Source organism: Aedoeadaptatus acetigenes (assembly GCF_025566985.1).
Classification (GTDB): Bacteria; Bacillota; Clostridia; order Tissierellales; family Peptoniphilaceae; genus Aedoeadaptatus; species Aedoeadaptatus acetigenes.
Map to the genome: position 1 here is coordinate 149,200 of NZ_JAOQJD010000004.1, position 15,908 is coordinate 165,107.

A 15,908-nucleotide genomic window follows, 5' to 3' on the forward strand; every position below is an offset into this window, starting at 1 on the left:
TGTTTTCCAACATAGTATATACCGAAAAGAGGAAAAAAGAAACGAAGGCGCCCGCGGGATCGGCTTTCCTTATTGGACGCTGTCTTGTTCAATATGAAGGAGACACAGGGCCAAGGTCATGAGCCCGAGAAAGAGCCCAAAGGCGCCGTAAGCGGCAGCGGCGCGGATCACGCCGAGAGACCAAAGCCCGGCCAGGCAGTAGGCATACATGGCCGCCCAGAAAACAAAGAGCACCCAATCCTTCTTTCCCCGAAAGGAGAGATTCTTCCTCGCGCCCGCGAGGGTTATGATCAGCTTGAAAAACACGCCGCACCAAAGAATAAGAAAGGCCACGCAGCTGAACCACTCGTCGGTCAACCCGTCCAGAAAGAGGGCTACGGAGGAGAGGATTCCCACGACGGCCACGGCCGCCGCGCCAATGAGCAGGCTGATGAAAATTTCTTTTCCGGTCGAGGAGGGCGCGCGCTTTCGGCGAAGCTCTGTCATGTAAACCAAAGCCGGGGTTTCAAACATGTAGCCGAGAAAATTCACCCACACCACGCTCATAAAGAGATGATGGGTCACGGCGAGATTGATCGGCCTTCCGTCCCAGATCCAGAAGCCCCCGTCTAGGCGAATGGCCGCCACATCCAGCAAAAGGTCCATGGAGACCACGAGCCAGCCGGCAAAGAGGGCGGTCATCAAGGGGCCGAAGGGAAATTTTTTCGCGATGCGCCGGGCGCAGACGGCGACGCCGCCCCACATGAGGCCGCCGAAAAAGGGAAATTGATAGGGCGCAGGACCGACCTGAATATAAAAGGCGTGGCTGTAATGGTAGATGTCCGTCAGTCGAACGGCCAAGAGCTCCAAGGCGAAGCCCGCCAAGGCGGCGGAAAGAAACAGTTCCCCTTCTTCCCGGTCTCTCTTTCTCGTGATGTCGAAAATAAGCATGGCTGTCAAGATGTAGCACATGATCTCAAAGCCGTGGATCCAAACCATGCTTCCCCCTTTCTAAGCAGAGAGGAGCCCCAAACGCCGGACTCCTCACAGATTCACAGAAACCAATGCTTCCCTATTTGAATTTTTCGATTTCGTCCACGATGGCGCTTAACGAATCCACCTCGTAATCTTCGATGCGGCCCTTATCGGCGCATTGGGCGAGCTTCGGGTCGATGGGCAAGGCGCCCAGGTAGGGGATGCCTTTTTCCTCGGCGATGGCGGCGGTTTTGCTTACGCCGAAAATATCGTAGCGCACGCCGGTGTCCGGAGCGATAAAGTACTGCATGTTTTCCACAATGCCGATGACGGGCAGGCCCATCATCTTCGCCATTTTAATGGCCTTTTCCACGATCATGGACACCAAGTCCTGAGGCGAGGTCACGATGACGATGCCGTCGACGGTCATGGTTTGAAAGACGGTGAGGGCCACGTCGCCGGTGCCCGGAGGCATGTCGATAAAGAGGTAGTCTTTCTTGTCCCAATTCACGTCGCTCCAGAAGGTGGTGAGCATATTGCCCACAACCGGCGCCCGCCACAAAACGGGATCCGTCGGGCTTTCCAAAATGGAATTGACGCTCATAATGTCGATGCCCGTGGAGGTTTTTAAGGGGCGAATGCCCTTTTCCGTTTGAAAGACCGTGCCGTCGGTGCCGAAAATTTTCGGAACGGAGGGGCCCAAGATGTCCGCATCCAAGACGCCGACTTCTTTGTTTCTGCGCTTCATTTCCGAAGCCAAGAGGCCGGTGACCATGGATTTACCCACGCCGCCCTTACCGCTTAAGACGGCGATGGTTTTTCCGATGGAAGAATTTGCGTTCAGTGGTTTTTTTAGTGATTGTTTCTTTTCCATGGGCTACACTAATTTCGACATGACGGAGTTGACTTTTTGATCCAAGCTGGCCTTTTTGTCTCGGCGGTCGTCGATTTTGACCACGGAGTAGACGCGATCGGCGCCGGCTTCAAAGACGGCTTCCTGCATTTTCCGCACACAGGCGAAGAGCTCGTCGATGTCTCCTTCGAGGACGGTGCCCATGGGGTTTAAGCGGATTTCCACTTTGTCGTTGTCTTTTACCGCATCGTAGGCCGCCGCAACAAAGGGGCTGCACGATGTCTTTTGGGTTCCGATGGGAACGAGGGTTAATTCTACTACTGCCATAATGACCTCCTGTCGTCAGTTCTTCAAAAATCGAATGATGTCCCAAATGACGATCTCGCTGGCGCTTTCGTGGAGCAGATCGTGTTTCATGTGGGGATAAATTTTGTTTTCGTAATCTTCATACCCTAATTTGTAGAAAGTTTTCGCCGTATCCGCCAATCCCTTGGCGCCGCCGGTGAGGGGATCTTCCGTGCCGTTTAAAGCCAGCACTTTCAGATCGGGATTCTTCACGGCGTAGCGGCCGTAATCTTTTAAGCGGGAGGCGCTGTCCCAAATGGCCATGGCGCCGCCGTTTAAATAGTAATTCACCAATTTGTCGTCGCCTCTGAAGGAATGTAAAAAGGCGGGATTGTTGCTGATCGTATCCAGGGCCGCCTTGGTCTTTGAATCCATCATGCGGATCAGGGCGCCGCGGCGCTTGGGGCTGGTGTAGAAGCTTTCCACATTGCCGAAAAACAAACCGATGCCGGCTTGGGGCGGGTAGCACACCAGGCCCGTTAAGATCAATTTCTCGATGGCATCGTCGTGGGCCATAATGTAGTTTCTCGCGATCAAAGAGCCGAAGGAGTGGCCGAACATGGCAAGTGGCAGGCCCGGGTAGCGATTTTTAAAAAACAGGGTGAGGGCGTATTGATCCGCCACGATGTCGTCGATGGATGAGATATAGGCCCGGGGATGATCCGCCGAGACGGAATCGCCGTGGCCCCGATTGTCCGAGAGGAGCACGGTGAAGCCCGCCTGCGCCAGGCGGTGGGCGAAGACTTTGTAATAGCCGGAATGTTCCTGTGCCCCATGGACGATTTGCACGAGGCCCCGTGGATTCTCGGCTTCGATAATGGTAAAGGCCAGGGGCAGGCCGTCGATGGGGGATTTGTAGGCGCCGGTGATCATGCCGTCTTCGTGATCATAAAGGGCCAGGCGATGAATGGGGCCTGATGCTTCCCAGAGGGCCAGCTTGCGGGCGGTATTCTTTTCACGAGCTTTCGCCGAAAGTTGCGGCACGATGGAGGCGCCGACAAGAAGGCCTGCGGCCAGAGGCCATGGGCTGCGTTTTTTCATGGAAACCTCCTTTATCTCCTAAAAATCTTCCGTGGTGAAAAATGCGCGGACGGCGTCGTAGAAATCCGACACATCGTCGACGTGAACCACTTCGTGGACGCCGTGCATGGCCCAGGTGGCGATGCCGATGTCGATGGCTTCCATGTCTACGTGGCGCAGGCTCAAAGGCCCGATGGTGGAGCCGCCCCGTTGACCGTGGGGATTGGCGAAGGTCTGCACCTTCAGGCCCGCCCCCTTCATCATGCGCTTAAATCTTGCGCTGCTGTGGCCTTGGGTGGCGTAGCTTCTGCTGGCGGAAAGCTTCACCGTGACGCCGCCGCCTAAAACAGGGGATGCGGAAGGATTGGCCTTGTCCCGATAGTTCGGATGATCTGCGTGGGCCATGTCGCAGGAGAGGAGGAAGCTTCTCGCCAGGGCGCGGAAGTAGGCCTCCTCGCCTAAGTCGCCGACGATGCGGCGAAGCACATTGGGAAGGAAACTGCTGTCGCCGCCGCTTTGGGTGAGGCTGCCGATTTCTTCCTGATCGGCCAGGTAGACCACTTGGGTGAGGTTCTCGCTTACCTCGGCGGATAAAGCCATAAAGGCCGGGTAGGCCGTGGCTAAATTATCCAGTCGCGGCGAAGAGAGCCATTTTTTGTCGGCGCCCACGAGGATACTGTCCCCCCAGGGATAAAAGTACAAATCGTAGTCCAAGATCTCTTCGGGATTCGCATCGGCGAGAGCGGCCAAATCCTTCAAGAAGCCGCCGTCGTCCCAGGATTTTGCGGCCAGGGGCACCAGATCTTTTCCCGCCTTAAAGACGTGGCCGTTGTTCACGTCCTTGTGCAAGTGGGGCGCCAGATGGGGAATGGTGGCCACGGGATCACGAAAGTCTACGGGCACGCTCTTTACGCCGGCCTCCCCATCCACGATCACACGGCCCGCCAGCGACAGGGGCCGGTCGAACCAGTCGGCATTAATGATGGCGCCGTAAGGTTCCACATCCATTCTCACGCAGTCCTTTTCGCCGCGCACGCCGCCGGGCAAAAGGCGCAGAGCCGGGCTGTCCGTGTGGCTGATCACTGTGCGAAAAGCCATGGTCTCGGGATCTCTCTTTCCCATGGAAAAGAGGAGGATGGCTCCGTCTTCGTTTACCACGTAATACTTGCCGCCTTCTTCCAGCTCCCAGGCGTCTTCGCGATCGAGGCGCACAAAGCCCGCCGCCGCCATTTGTATATGCTCCACCACTTGGTAGGAAGTGGGGCTTAAATCCACGAAAGACTGTAAATCCTTAATATTCATAACTGCTCCTTTCAGTACTATTCACTCCTATTAGTATAACAGAATTCATTACATCCCTTGTATCTTTCTTCTTCTCCGGGGTATATACTTATTAGAAAAGGAGGCATGTATTTTATGGATTCCGCTGGGCAGATCCTGCCCGAATTACTTCTCATTGTCCTACTCACAGCGGCTAACGCTTTTTTCACCGCCACGGAAATCGCCCTGGTCTCCGCCAATCGGGAGCGCATAAGCAATTTGGCGGAAGAAGGCGACAGGCGGGCGCAAAAAATTTTGGCCCTTACGAAAAATCAATCCCGCTTCCTCTCCACAGTGCAAACGGGGACGACACTGGCGAGCTTTTTCGCCGCGGCACTGGGCGCCAAGGCCTTTGTGCCTCTTCTCTCCGCGCTCTTTTTGTCCGCCGAGATTTCTTTTTCCGACACCTTGGCCTTTGTTCTCGTGATCTTTATCCTCTCCTACATCAGCCTGGTCTTCGGCGTCTTGGTGCCCAAGCGCATCGCCCTGCAAAAGGCCGAGCAAACGGCCCTGAAAAACGCCGGGGCCGCCACGGTATTTTCCAAACTCATGGCGCCTTTTGTAAAGCTTATCGCCTTTACCACCACCTTGATCCTAAAGGCCACGGGCAATTACTCCAAAGATGTGGAGAAAAACATCAGCGAAGAGGAAATCAAGTCCTACCTCCGCGTGGGCCAACAACACGGTGTCATCAACGAATCCGGCGAAGTCATGATGGTGAACATTATGGACTTCGACGACAAACTGGCCTACGAGATCATGACGCCCCGCACGGCCCTCTACATGCTGGATTACGACGAATTCGATACGGGAAAAATCCGGGAAATGCTCGAATCCGGCTACAGCCGCGTGCCCGTCTATCGGGACAGTCCCGACCACATCGTGGGCACCATCTACATTAAAGACCTCTTCGTGGAATACGCCAAGCGCAGCTACCGCTCCATCGACATCGAGTCGGTGATGAAAAAGCCCTACTTCGTTCCCGAAACGAAAAACATCGACCGCCTCTTGCAGGAGCTGCAGTCCACGAAAAATTACCTGGCCATATTAATCGACGAATACGGCGGCTTGTCGGGCATGGTCACCATCGAAGACATTGTGGAAGAGATCGTCGGCGAAATCGAAGATGAATACGACCACGATCTGAAGCAGATTTTAAAAATTAACGACTACACCTATGTGGCCGACGGCATGGCGGAATTGGATACGATCAACGAACAGCTGGATCTGGAGCTGGAAAGCGAAAACCACGAAACCATCTCCGGCCTTACCATCGAGCTTTTGGGCTTTATTCCGGAAGCCGGAGACACGAAGAAACACAAGGTCCTCTACGGCAATTCCGTAAAGCTTACCACTTTGGGCGTAACGGACAAGCGCATCGCCCGGGTTGAAATTCAACTCTTGGATCGAAAGGCGAAGAAAATCGAGGAGAAATAAAAGGAGGCCTGAATGAAGAAAAAAGCATTTGCTGCGCTGATTTTATCGGCCCTTCTCTTCCTGCCCCGAGCGGGTTTCGCCGAAGGAGAGCTGAAAAAGGATCCGACCCCCGCGGTAAAAATTCAGACGCTCTGCGAAGCGGGCCTCATCGTCGGCGACGAAACCGGCGATCTCGCCTTGGGCCGCCCCATTACCCGCGCGGAATTTTCCAAGGTCCTGGCCTGCGCTTTGAATCTTCAAGGGGATGCGGCGGCCCTTGAAAAAGAAACCTCGCCCTTTAAAGACGTGGCCGAGACCCACTGGGCCAAGGGCTATATCCACGCCCTTACCTTTGCCCAAGTGGATCGTCCTCTTCCTTTGATTCAAGGCTACAAAGACGGCAGCTTCTTGCCTGAGAAGCCCGTAAGCGGCGCCGAAGCGTCGAAAATCGCCGTGATCCTCGCCGACAAATCCCTTACCGCCGAGGAAGCCGCCTCCTTCGGTTGGCCCGACAGCTGGATCTACCGGGCCATGGCCTTTTCCCTTCCCGTGGCCGATTGCCCCTACAACGCGCCGGCCACCCGCGAAGCCGTCTTTCTCACCCTCTACGACATTCTCTACACGAATCCCGATTACGATACGGAAATCGCCCGCTTCCTCTACTTAACCGATGGGCTCAATCGCCGCCGCACCTTCGATCACGGGGCCTTTCAAGAAGCTTTTTTAAATCGCCTCAACGATGCCCGCAGGAAGAATCATTTGCGGCCCTTGGTTCTCGACAAAAGCCTGGAGGCCGGCGCCTACGCCCGGGCCAAAGAGCTCGCCCTTTACGGCAATATGCGAATCGAGGGCGAGCGCCACGTGCGGCCGGACAAGCGGCCCTACTACACGGCCTACGATTATTTGAGCCACAAAAAGCCCGCCTACTTCATCGGCGAAAACCTCATTCAGTATCCCTTGCCGAAGACGGGTGCCGGCGGAGGTGCCGTCCTTCTTACGGATCCCGAGGTTCTGGCCGAGGAATGTTTCAAGGCCTGGGAAAAGAGCCCGGGCCATCGGGACAATATGCTCTCGCCCATGTATAGGAAAATGAACATTCAGGTCTACACCGGCCCCACCATTCGAGACGAAGACGACGCGAGCGGAGGCATACTCGTCGGCGCCCTGGGACTGAGCCGATAAAGCCAACACAAAAGACATGTGTGAAGACCTGTTTTTTCAGTTGAATTAGCCGAGAATAGATCACCTTCATTTAAGAGCGCCACCTTATCGAGGCATCTTTGTTCTTGCCCCCCCCTAAAAAATAATGTATAATGAATAAAGAAACGATTCGAAAAAATGACATGACAAGGAGGCTGTTATGAAGATTATCTCTTTATTGGCGGGGTTTTTCGTCCTCGCCCTCGTCCTTCTTCTTGTGATCCTTTTAATCCGCCGGCTTTCAGCCGATGAAAAAGATAGAAAAGATCGAGGAAATAGAGATCGAGACTGACAAACCTCGATCCGGCAACAAATTCGATTCAAGGAGGTATAACCATGTTACAAGGGCTCGCCTTACTCGTGTTCATCGGCAAATTCGCCTTTGCCATCGCCGCTTTCGTTCTCATCATCCTTTTAATTCGCCGCCTTTTGGCCGACGAACGGGACAGAAAAGAACGAAAAGAAAGAGAACATAACGAAGACAAATAAATTTGCGAACAAACGCCTTTCGGGGCGTTTTTTTCTTGCAAAAATTTCCACAAAAAAATCGAGCAAGCCCGAGCTTACCCGATTTTCTCAAAAGCAATAAAACCTTAGTGGCCTTCGTTGTAATAGTCGTTGCGCTTCATGTCTTGGAACACCACGTGAACGTGTTCCCGGGGCGTGTCCGCCAATTCGTGGATCGTGTCCGTGATTTCCTTGGCGATTTTTGCCTTCACTTCGTCAGAACGGCCTTCGATTAATTCGACGTGAACGATGGGCATGTGCTACCTCCTTTGTCCTCTGCAATCTTTCTCTCATTATTATAAAACGGCATGATCCGCCCTTCAAGTCGGGCAAATAAAAAAGTGCACCGTGAGGTGCACCGATCAATCTCTTTCCACAATGGGTTTGATTTCTTTCTCGTTTACTTTTTTCATAAAGGCGATGGCGATGAGCATGGCCATGAGTTCCGCAATGGGGTAGGCGAGCCATACATAGGCCAAGACGCCGGTTCTCGAGAAGAGATAGGCCAAGGGCACAATAAAGATCAATTGGCGAACCAGATTCACGATCATGCTCAAGAGGCCGTTGCCGAAGGATTGGAAGATTCCGGAGCTGATAATGCTCACGGCGGCAAAGATAAAGCTGAAGGAGATGATCCTCAGGGCCACGACGCCGATGGAGAGGAGTTCCGGCGAGGGGTCGAAGAAGCCCATGAGTTGCGCCGGAAAGAGTTGGAAGATAATAAAGCCCACGCTCATGACCACCAGGGCCACTTTGTAGGCCAGCTTCATGACTTCGTAGATTCGATCCCTGTGCCCGGCGCCGTAGTTGTACGCGATGATGGGGATCAGGCCGTTGTTCATGCCGAAGATGGGCATGAAGATGAAGCTTTGCACTTTAAAGTAGATCCCGAGAGCCACCACGGCGGCGGCGCCGAATGCGGCGAGAATGGCGTTGATCAAAAAAACGGACAGAGAATTTACGGAAATCATAATGGCCGAGGGGATGCCCACGGCCAAAATACCCTTAATGATGTCGCCGTTGACATGGAAGTGATCTTGAAGGAGGTTGATTTCCTTGTTCCGCTTGAAATTCAAATAGAGGCCGAATAGAAAGGCGATGATTTGGCTCGTTACCGTGGCCACCGCCGCCCCGACGACGCCCAGTTTCGGGAAGAAGGCCCAGCCGAAAATAAAGAAGGGGTCGAGGATAATGTTCAGCACCGCGCCGAAGAGCTGGGTGTACATGCTGTAGACGGCAAGGCCCGTGGATTGCAAAAGCCGCTCCATGCAGATCTGGCCGCAAAGACCCACGCTGAACATAAAGCAGATGTTTAAATAGCGCACCCCGTCTTTTATGATTTCGGGATCGGCGGTTTGCATGCCGATTAACTGCGGCGAGGCCATGGTCCCGAAGACGGCAAAAAGAATGGCGACGATCATATTTAGCAGAATGCCGTGTTGGGCGCAGAGATTGGCTTCCCGCTGATTTTTCGCGCCTAAGTGGCGACTCAAAAGGGCATTCATGCCCACGCCGACGCCGATGGAAAAGGCGTTAATGAGCATTTGCATGGGAAAGGCCATGCTCACCGCCGCCAGGGCTTTCTCTCCTAAGCGGGAGACCCAGATGCTGTCCACGATATTGTACAGGGCCTGTACGAGCATGGACAAGGCGATGGGCAGGGATATGCTCATCAATAGCTTCGGTATGGGCTCGTAGCCCATTCTGTTTTCTTCCATTCTTTCACCTCCTGTGGTTTTCTGACAAATGAAAAAGGGCACCTCGGCCCTTTTTCCATTCCACTATGCTACCACTACACATAGGCCGAGTCAAGTTACTCCACACTCTTTAATGCTTCCACCATGTCGATGGTCTTGAGTTTGTTGTGGAAGTAGACCATGAGGAGCAGGGAAATCACCACGGTAATGGCGGCGGGCAAGAGGTAATTTAAAAGGCCCAGCTTGGGATCCAACATGGCGAAGTCCGGCACCACCACGCGAATGACCAAAAGGTGCAGGCCCTTGCCTACGACAAAGCCCAGGAGAATCCCCACCGCCGTTAATGTTCCCGTCTCCCTGTAAATGTAGCGGGTCACTTCTTTCGGGTAGAAGCCCAAAACGCGAATGGTGGAAATTTCCCGGCGCCGTTCTTCGATATTAATATTGGTCAAGGTGGAGAGGACCACCACGGCCAAAGTGGAGGAGGCCGCCAGGATGACGAAAACAATGAAGTTAATGTTCCCCGCGATTTCGTCCACCATGTGGCGCATGTCGCCGATGCCTGTGAGGGCCACGACGGAATCGTAATCCTTGTAGTAAGACACGTCCGCCCTGGCGGCGTCGACGAGGTCCCCATTGGTCTTGTAGCTCTTCTTAAAGATTTCTTCGTAGGTGTCCGGATCCATATACAAATAGTGGCCGGCGTAGCCTTCGGTGATGGCGGCCACGGGCACGTCGTAGAGAACGTCGTCGTCATTTTTTATTTCGATGACGCCTCCCGCCTCCACGCCTTTTATGGCGGCGAGTTTTTCCGTGATCACGGCGCCTTTTAGGGGAATCGGTGCGCCGGTCTTTCGGTTTCTCAGGGTCACGACCCGTTTCAGATCTTTTTCATTTTCGGGAACGATCATGGTCACGGGCTGGTCGATGTAGCCTTCATCGCCCACGGCCAGGGTTTCCACATAGGCGGAGCATTTGGCGCGAATGTGTTTGTCTCCCTCGATTTTCGCCTTGTAGGCTTCGTGAGCCTCTTTATCCAAGAGGGGCTCGTAGAAAATCAGGTGGTCGTAGCGATTCAGCTGATCGAACTGCTTTTCCACCAAGCCGTCCACGGAGGTGCGAATGCCGAAGCCCAACACCAAGAGGGCCACACAGCCCATGGCGCCGACGATGGTCATGGCCATGCGCTTTTTGTCGCGGAAGAGATTGCGCGCCGTCACTTTTTGGAAGAAGGACAGGCGGCTCCACAGCCACTTGATCCGTTCCAAGAAGATGCGTGTGCCCTTGGCCGGGGGCTTGGGCATGAGGAGGGCGGCGGTTTTAAGCTTCAGGCTGCGGTGCACGCTCACATAGGCCACGAGGCCCGTGGCCACCATGCCGATGAGAATGGCGAGAATGATTCGCCCGGGATAGAGGGCCATGGAGAGCTGATCGAAGATGCCGCTGGCCAAATAGGCCTCGGCGATGACCTTACTCAGCAGGAAATTGCCCAAGAAGGCGCCGGGGATGCCGCCGAGGAGGGCGGCGAGGGTGCCGAAACGCACGTATTTGTCGGCGACGGCGCCGTTGTTGTAGCCCAGGGCCTTGTAGGTGCCGATGACCGTGCGGTCGTCGTCCACCATGCGGTTCATGACCGTAGAGGCGAGGAGCATGGCGATGGCAAAGAGAAAGACGGGGAACACGGCGGAAAGCTTGTCCACCCGATGGGCGTAGTCCAGGAAGACGAAGGTACGCATCTCTTCGTTTAGAGGCGTGATTTTATAATCGGGCTTTTTTAAAATGGTGAGCAGTTCCTTCGCCCGATCCACGTCTTCCTGCCCCTTCACCAAATCTTTTAGGGCATCGGCGCGCTTCTTTTCATAGGTGGCGCGGGCCGAAGCCAGGTCGCTTCTGCCGCTTAAGAGCTCTCTTTCCGCGGCGTCCAGCTTTTTCCGACCTTCCGCTTTTTCACGGGCGTAATCCGATTTGCCCTTGCTGTATTGATCTTCCCCTTCGCTGAGCTGATCTTTCGCGGCGAGAATGGCGGCCTTGCCTTGAAGGAGGGATTTTTCTTTTTCGCTTAATTCCCCTTCTTTTTGGCGAAGCTCCGCCTTGCCCGCTTCGATGGCGGCGAGAGCTTCTTTTGCTTTGGCGCGGCCCGCCGCCGTCTCCCGCTTCTTTTCCATAAGGAAGGCTTCTTTTTCGGCGAGGTCACGCTTGGCGGCCTCCAATTCTTCTTTTTTCTTGCGCAGTTCTTCCTGTTGGGCGCGGATTTTTTCCGCCATGATCTCGCGGGCGGCCTGTGCCTTCATTTGGCCCTGAATCATTTCCGTTCCCTTGGCGATGATGCCGTCGGTTTCGGCGAGGGCGCCCTGAGCCTTCGCCAATTCCCCGGAAGCGGCGTTCAGGGCCTGCTTCGCCTCGTCCGCTTTTTCCTTTGCTGCGAGGTAGTCCGAATTTTTCAGTTGTTGTTCCAATGCGGCCCTTTTATTCTCGGCTTCATCGATTTGCCCCTTAATTGCATCGGCATCCGCGCCCTCTTGATTCAATTGCGCGGTGAGTTCGCTGATCTTCTTATCCAATGCGTCGATCCGCCCCTGCACGCCATCCATACCAAAGTCCTTCACGGCACCTTGTGCGGCTTCGTAAGCCTGTTGGGCAGTTTGTACCGCGGCGGCCTTTTCATTGACCGTAGCTTCCTTCGCAGGGCGGGCGGCCTTGGTGGCGGCCACATTTTCTTGGGCCTTGGCGATTTCTTTGGCAGAAAAGGGCAGCTCCGGCAAATCGGGAAACTGCACATCGGGGATCTTCCCCGCCTCTAGCTTCTGCTTCGCCTCGTTCAGCGCCGCCTCTTCCTTTAAAATCTGATCCATGGCCGTGTCCGCACGGGCGATACCTCCGCGGGCCTCGCTTTCCTTGCCCTGAATGTCGCTCATAGCGGCGGCCACGGCATTTTTTCCGTCGAGAAGGGCCTTTTCGCCGCTACTCAACTGATCTTCCTGAAAAAGAATGCTCTTTCTCGCCTGATTCAGCTTGTCCCGGGATTCGGCCAATTTCCTTTCCCCTTGAGAGAGGCCGCGGGCAAACTTCGCCCGATTGTCCCTGAGGGCGCGGGCGCCGCGATCCAGCTTCCGCTCCCCTTCGTCGATTTTTTCCAGGCCCCGATCCAATTCGTCGTAGCCTTCTCGTATATCCGCTTCCCCTTCGTCGATGTCTTTTCGCTTGTCCGCCAACAACTCGTCCAGCCGCGCGTCGCCCCGGTCCTTGAAGCGGTGGCGAAATTCCTTTCGGTGGGCGGTGTTCAAAGATTTATACTCCTCGCTGTAAACGGCGAGATTCTTCAGATCGTCGAAGAGAAAATGCACTTCCGTAATTGTGGGGTCCTTAAAAGCCAAGGGTGCGACGTAGCCGAAACCGTCGATCTTGTCGCCATTGGACGTGGTGCCTTTGTCCGCTTTGTCCAAGAAAATCGGACTCGTGGCAAAGCCCACCACTTTATAGGAATAACCTTCCATCATGGGCGGGGCGTCTTCGTCGAGAAGATCCTCTTCCTTTTCAAAAACCACAGTGTCCCCGATCTTGTAGGTATCCTTCAAGGTAGGATCCAGGAGAATCTCATCCGCTTCACGGGGCAGGCGGCCCTCCTTTAAAATCGGGCGGCTGATCCGCTTCGGAAGGGAGGAGAGGTAGAGGGTCTTTAATTCCTTCGTGGTCAAATAGCCCGTGTGGAAATACTCCTTTGCCCGCACTCCTTCCATATCCGCGATGAGGCGCAAATCTTCCTCTTCCATGCCGTCGGAAGCGGCGAGGCGCAAATCGTAGGCGTTGGATTTCTTCAGGGTGTCGGCCACGGTGCGGCGCATAATGGGCCCGGTCACCGTGAGTCCCACGAGAACGAAGACCCCTAATAGCACCAGGGCCAAGAGGGAGATAAAGCGCATTTTGTGGCCGGTGATCTCCCGCAGAAAATCTTTTTGTCTCGCATCCATACTACCACTCGATTTCTTCAATGGGCACGGGGCGCTCGTTTAAATACATGGCCCGCACCTTGGCGTCGCTGATCTCGATAACACGGTCTGCCGCATCGGCAATGGCTCGGTTGTGGGTAATGACGATGAGGGTGTGGTCGTGTTTGCGACAGCTTTCCTCCAAGAGAAGGAGCACCTTCTTCCCGGTCTTGTAATCCAAAGCCCCGGTGGGCTCGTCGCAGAGAAGGAGCTTGGGATTCTTCCCCAGGGCGCGGGCGATGGCCACCCGCTGTTGCTCCCCGCCGGAAAGTTGGCTCGGGAAATTATTCATCCGCTCGCCCAAGCCCACCCGCTCCAGAATCATTTCCGCATCCAGAGCGTCGTCGACGATGGCATTGGCCAGTTCCACGTTTTCCAGAGCCGTGAGATTGGGGATTAAATTATAAAATTGAAAGACAAAGCCCACGTCCTTTCGCCGGTAGGTGGTGAGCTCCCTGTCGGAAAAGGCCGCAATGTCTTTGCCGTCCACCAAGACCTGACCGGAATCGTTGGTGTCCATGCCGCCCAAAATATTTAAAATCGTGGACTTGCCCGCTCCCGACGGGCCGACGATGACGACAAATTCCCCTTTTTCGATGGAAAAAGAAACCCTGTCGTTGGCCACGGTCTTCGCCGATCCCGTGCCGTAGGTTTTCGTCGATTCGATAAATTCTACATAGGCCATGAAATCCCCTCCTTTGCTTATGACTATCTTACCACGTTTAAAGCCGCGAAACACCTTGCAAGGCTCCATTTCCTTCAGTACAATACATTTATAAACCGGCGACCGAAAGGAGGCTTCATGAACGAAGTATTTACCATTACCGAAGACGACTACTTTGCCTACCAATGGCATTTATTTAAGCACAATCCCACGGCCAAGCGCAGCATGACCATTCAAATGCTCGCGCCCATCGCCGTCTTTCTCGCCATCGCGATCTTTTACATGGCCACGAAAAAGCCCGTGAAGGGCCTCTATCCCCTTGGCGTCGCCATGATCCTCTGGCCCTTTCTTTACCGCACCTTCTTTTTCCGCAGCATGAAGAAAAAGCTGAGAAAGCTGATCCGCAAAATGGAAAAAGACCTGCCCATAGGCGAGCACCGGGTGGCGATCACCGATTCGGGCATCGCAGACGGCGACGTAGCCTTCGCCTACGACGAGATCCGCGACCTCATCGCAAACGAAAACTTCCTCTACATCTTTTACAAAGACGCCGGACAAGCCTATCTGCTGCCGAAAAATCTGGCGAATGAAAAAATAAACAGCTACATCGGTAGTAAAAACAAGAAAGGATGATTCCCGTGAAAAAACGCCTTACCCTACTCTTCACCCTGGCCCTCCTATTCTTTGCGGCTCCCGCCGCATACGCCGCCGACTTCACTCTGTGGATCAACGGCTCCAACCCGGCCGGCGGCGAAGACATGCCCTACATTAAACAAGGCCGCGTCATGGTGCCCTTGCGACTGATCTCCGAAAGCTTCGGCTTCGACGTCACCTGGAACGGCGCTGAGCGCAGGGTAACCATGACCCCGGCCAACGACCGCGTGAAAAACATGCCCACCTTCAGCGTAAAAATCGGCAGCCGCGACATTTACGCCAACGGCAATCAGCTGGCCACCACCGATGTTGCGGCGGAAATTCGAAACGACTACACCTACGTGCCCCTGCGCGCCATCGCCGAACTCTTCGGCTACCCGGTGCGTTGGGACGATAGCGAGCGGGCCGCCATTATCGGAAACGAAGAGCCCGTGCCCTATGTCAATCGCTTCGGCGCGAAAGACATGGCCCTCTCCCTCGACGGACAGGATAAGGGGCAAATCAACGCCTTCGCCGAAAAGGGACAGCTCTACGTTCAGGCCGATGCCTTTGCCAAAGCCATGACCATGAGCTACAAACAAGAAGGCATGACTTTTAGCGACGATCCCCTGGACCTTACGATCAATATGAAGGCCAAAGACGGCTTCGGCATCACCTACGACTGCCGCTACGTCACGTCCACCGACGGACTGAACTTCGGCATGTACGCCATGGACAATTATATAATCCGCGGGAACAAAGCCTACATTGCCATCAACTGCTTCGTCGATGCCAAACACATGAAGCTTAATGTCGAAGGCGATTCCATCCGCCTTACGACGGATCCCGCTCCGGAAACCTACCCCATCACCATTCTGAAATACGAAGATGAGGGCCGCAGAGTCCGCTACCTGCCCTCGAAATCCGACATGAACGTGGTATGGAACGGTAAAAACTATCGATTAAAAAACAGCGCAGGAAAAGAAGAAAACCTGGGCAAATACATGGAACGGATCTTTGGCGACGACAGCCTCTATCAATCGCCCCCATCCGACAAAACCTTCCACCGCGCCTTTGGCATGAACAACCACTTCTACCTCATGCGCCAAGGCAAAATGGTCATCGGCGGTGCCTCCGACTGATCGAAACAGAAACGACGCCCGAAAAGGCGCCGTTTTTTTGTACCTTGAATTTACAATCTAAGTGCAACAAAAAATGATCCACCGTTTTCTGGTAAAATTGTGTCGACGAAAACCAATCAACCAGGAGGAACGATGAATCATTATTCTCATTTTACACTAAAAGAGCGTGAG

15 protein-coding genes are annotated in these 15,908 nt (G+C 54.4%); 6 read left to right on the top strand and 9 right to left on the bottom strand.

Features of this window, described 5'->3' with window-relative positions; translation table 11 throughout:
* Nucleotides 1-69: 69 nt before the first annotated feature.
* The 5 genes from OCV31_RS03320 to OCV31_RS03340 all read right to left on the bottom strand — a co-directional run bounded on the left by OCV31_RS03320 (nt 70) and on the right by OCV31_RS03340 (nt 4,474).
* Nucleotides 70-978 carry a DUF422 domain-containing protein gene (locus tag OCV31_RS03320; protein WP_148472600.1) on the bottom strand — a complete coding sequence of 303 codons (909 nt, stop codon included), beginning with the start codon at nt 976-978 and terminating at the stop codon, nt 70-72.
* A 73-nt stretch (nt 979-1,051) separates the two neighbouring features.
* Nucleotides 1,052-1,828: an Mrp/NBP35 family ATP-binding protein gene (locus tag OCV31_RS03325; RefSeq protein WP_148472602.1), complete on the bottom strand. Its 777-nt coding sequence runs from the start codon at nt 1,826-1,828 to the stop codon at nt 1,052-1,054.
* Between the two features lie 3 nt (nt 1,829-1,831).
* Entirely contained in the window at nt 1,832-2,134 is a 303-nt protein-coding gene (locus OCV31_RS03330) for an MTH1187 family thiamine-binding protein (protein WP_108831569.1), read from the bottom strand.
* Between the two features lie 15 nt (nt 2,135-2,149).
* Nucleotides 2,150-3,193, bottom strand: a complete 1,044-nt coding sequence (locus OCV31_RS03335; protein ID WP_148472604.1) for an alpha/beta fold hydrolase — start codon at nt 3,191-3,193, stop codon at nt 2,150-2,152.
* Between the two features lie 18 nt (nt 3,194-3,211).
* The gene (locus OCV31_RS03340) at nt 3,212-4,474 is read right to left on the bottom strand and encodes a M18 family aminopeptidase (protein WP_148472606.1); all 1,263 of its coding nucleotides are present in this window, start codon (nt 4,472-4,474) and stop codon (nt 3,212-3,214) included.
* Nucleotides 4,475-4,588: 114 nt separating this feature from the next.
* On the opposite strand from OCV31_RS03340, the gene OCV31_RS03345 reads away from it, so the two are divergent.
* From OCV31_RS03345 to OCV31_RS03360, 4 genes are all read left to right on the top strand, one after another.
* Nucleotides 4,589-5,929 carry a hemolysin family protein gene (locus tag OCV31_RS03345; protein WP_148472639.1) on the top strand — a complete coding sequence of 447 codons (1,341 nt, stop codon included), beginning with the start codon at nt 4,589-4,591 and terminating at the stop codon, nt 5,927-5,929.
* A 12-nt stretch (nt 5,930-5,941) separates the two neighbouring features.
* Nucleotides 5,942-7,090: a CAP and S-layer homology domain-containing protein gene (locus tag OCV31_RS03350; protein WP_148472608.1), complete on the top strand. Its 1,149-nt coding sequence runs from the start codon at nt 5,942-5,944 to the stop codon at nt 7,088-7,090.
* Nucleotides 7,091-7,268: 178 nt separating this feature from the next.
* Nucleotides 7,269-7,400, top strand: a complete 132-nt coding sequence (locus OCV31_RS03355) for a hypothetical protein (RefSeq protein ID WP_267303783.1) — start codon at nt 7,269-7,271, stop codon at nt 7,398-7,400.
* Nucleotides 7,401-7,444: 44 nt separating this feature from the next.
* Nucleotides 7,445-7,597: a hypothetical protein gene (locus tag OCV31_RS03360; RefSeq protein WP_267303784.1), complete on the top strand. Its 153-nt coding sequence runs from the start codon at nt 7,445-7,447 to the stop codon at nt 7,595-7,597.
* A 104-nt stretch (nt 7,598-7,701) separates the two neighbouring features.
* Here the strand turns inward: OCV31_RS03360 and OCV31_RS03365 are convergent, their stop codons facing one another.
* The 4 genes from OCV31_RS03365 to OCV31_RS03380 all read right to left on the bottom strand — a co-directional run bounded on the left by OCV31_RS03365 (nt 7,702) and on the right by OCV31_RS03380 (nt 13,983).
* Nucleotides 7,702-7,872, bottom strand: a complete 171-nt coding sequence (locus OCV31_RS03365; protein WP_108831563.1) for a 2-hydroxymuconate tautomerase — start codon at nt 7,870-7,872, stop codon at nt 7,702-7,704.
* Between the two features lie 105 nt (nt 7,873-7,977).
* Nucleotides 7,978-9,333, bottom strand: a complete 1,356-nt coding sequence (locus OCV31_RS03370; protein ID WP_148472610.1) for an MATE family efflux transporter — start codon at nt 9,331-9,333, stop codon at nt 7,978-7,980.
* 95 nt (nt 9,334-9,428) lie between these two features.
* Nucleotides 9,429-13,280, bottom strand: a complete 3,852-nt coding sequence (locus OCV31_RS03375) for an FtsX-like permease family protein (protein ID WP_148472612.1) — start codon at nt 13,278-13,280, stop codon at nt 9,429-9,431.
* Nucleotide 13,281: 1 nt separating this feature from the next.
* Nucleotides 13,282-13,983 (bottom strand): ABC transporter ATP-binding protein, encoded by a 702-nt coding sequence (locus OCV31_RS03380; protein ID WP_148472614.1) that lies wholly within the window; start codon nt 13,981-13,983, stop codon nt 13,282-13,284.
* A 117-nt stretch (nt 13,984-14,100) separates the two neighbouring features.
* Here OCV31_RS03380 and OCV31_RS03385 point away from each other — a divergent pair, with 117 nt between their 5' ends.
* Both OCV31_RS03385 and OCV31_RS03390 read left to right on the top strand, forming a co-directional pair.
* A complete protein-coding gene (locus OCV31_RS03385; protein WP_148472616.1) occupies nt 14,101-14,595 on the top strand; it encodes a hypothetical protein in 495 nt (164 codons plus the stop codon).
* A 5-nt stretch (nt 14,596-14,600) separates the two neighbouring features.
* Nucleotides 14,601-15,737: a copper amine oxidase N-terminal domain-containing protein gene (locus OCV31_RS03390; RefSeq protein WP_267303785.1), complete on the top strand. Its 1,137-nt coding sequence runs from the start codon at nt 14,601-14,603 to the stop codon at nt 15,735-15,737.
* Nucleotides 15,738-15,908: the final 171 nt, after the last annotated feature.

Bases quoted from the DNA above. Each gene is read 5' to 3' on its own strand.
- OCV31_RS03360 (WP_267303784.1), top strand. From the start codon at position 7,445: ATGTTACAAGGGCTCGCCTTACTCGTGTTCATCGGCAAATTCGCCTTT.
- OCV31_RS03350 (WP_148472608.1), top strand. From the start codon at position 5,942: ATGAAGAAAAAAGCATTTGCTGCGCTGATTTTATCGGCCCTTCTCTTC.
- OCV31_RS03335 (WP_148472604.1), bottom strand. From the start codon at position 3,193: ATGAAAAAACGCAGCCCATGGCCTCTGGCCGCAGGCCTTCTTGTCGGC.
- OCV31_RS03355 (WP_267303783.1), top strand. From the start codon at position 7,269: ATGAAGATTATCTCTTTATTGGCGGGGTTTTTCGTCCTCGCCCTCGTC.
- OCV31_RS03370 (WP_148472610.1), bottom strand. From the start codon at position 9,333: ATGGAAGAAAACAGAATGGGCTACGAGCCCATACCGAAGCTATTGATG.
- OCV31_RS03380 (WP_148472614.1), bottom strand. From the start codon at position 13,983: ATGGCCTATGTAGAATTTATCGAATCGACGAAAACCTACGGCACGGGA.
- OCV31_RS03325 (WP_148472602.1), bottom strand. From the start codon at position 1,828: ATGGAAAAGAAACAATCACTAAAAAAACCACTGAACGCAAATTCTTCC.
- OCV31_RS03385 (WP_148472616.1), top strand. From the start codon at position 14,101: ATGAACGAAGTATTTACCATTACCGAAGACGACTACTTTGCCTACCAA.
- OCV31_RS03330 (WP_108831569.1), bottom strand. From the start codon at position 2,134: ATGGCAGTAGTAGAATTAACCCTCGTTCCCATCGGAACCCAAAAGACA.
- OCV31_RS03340 (WP_148472606.1), bottom strand. From the start codon at position 4,474: ATGAATATTAAGGATTTACAGTCTTTCGTGGATTTAAGCCCCACTTCC.
- OCV31_RS03345 (WP_148472639.1), top strand. From the start codon at position 4,589: ATGGATTCCGCTGGGCAGATCCTGCCCGAATTACTTCTCATTGTCCTA.
- OCV31_RS03365 (WP_108831563.1), bottom strand. From the start codon at position 7,872: ATGCCCATCGTTCACGTCGAATTAATCGAAGGCCGTTCTGACGAAGTG.
- OCV31_RS03375 (WP_148472612.1), bottom strand. From the start codon at position 13,280: ATGGATGCGAGACAAAAAGATTTTCTGCGGGAGATCACCGGCCACAAA.
- OCV31_RS03320 (WP_148472600.1), bottom strand. From the start codon at position 978: ATGGTTTGGATCCACGGCTTTGAGATCATGTGCTACATCTTGACAGCC.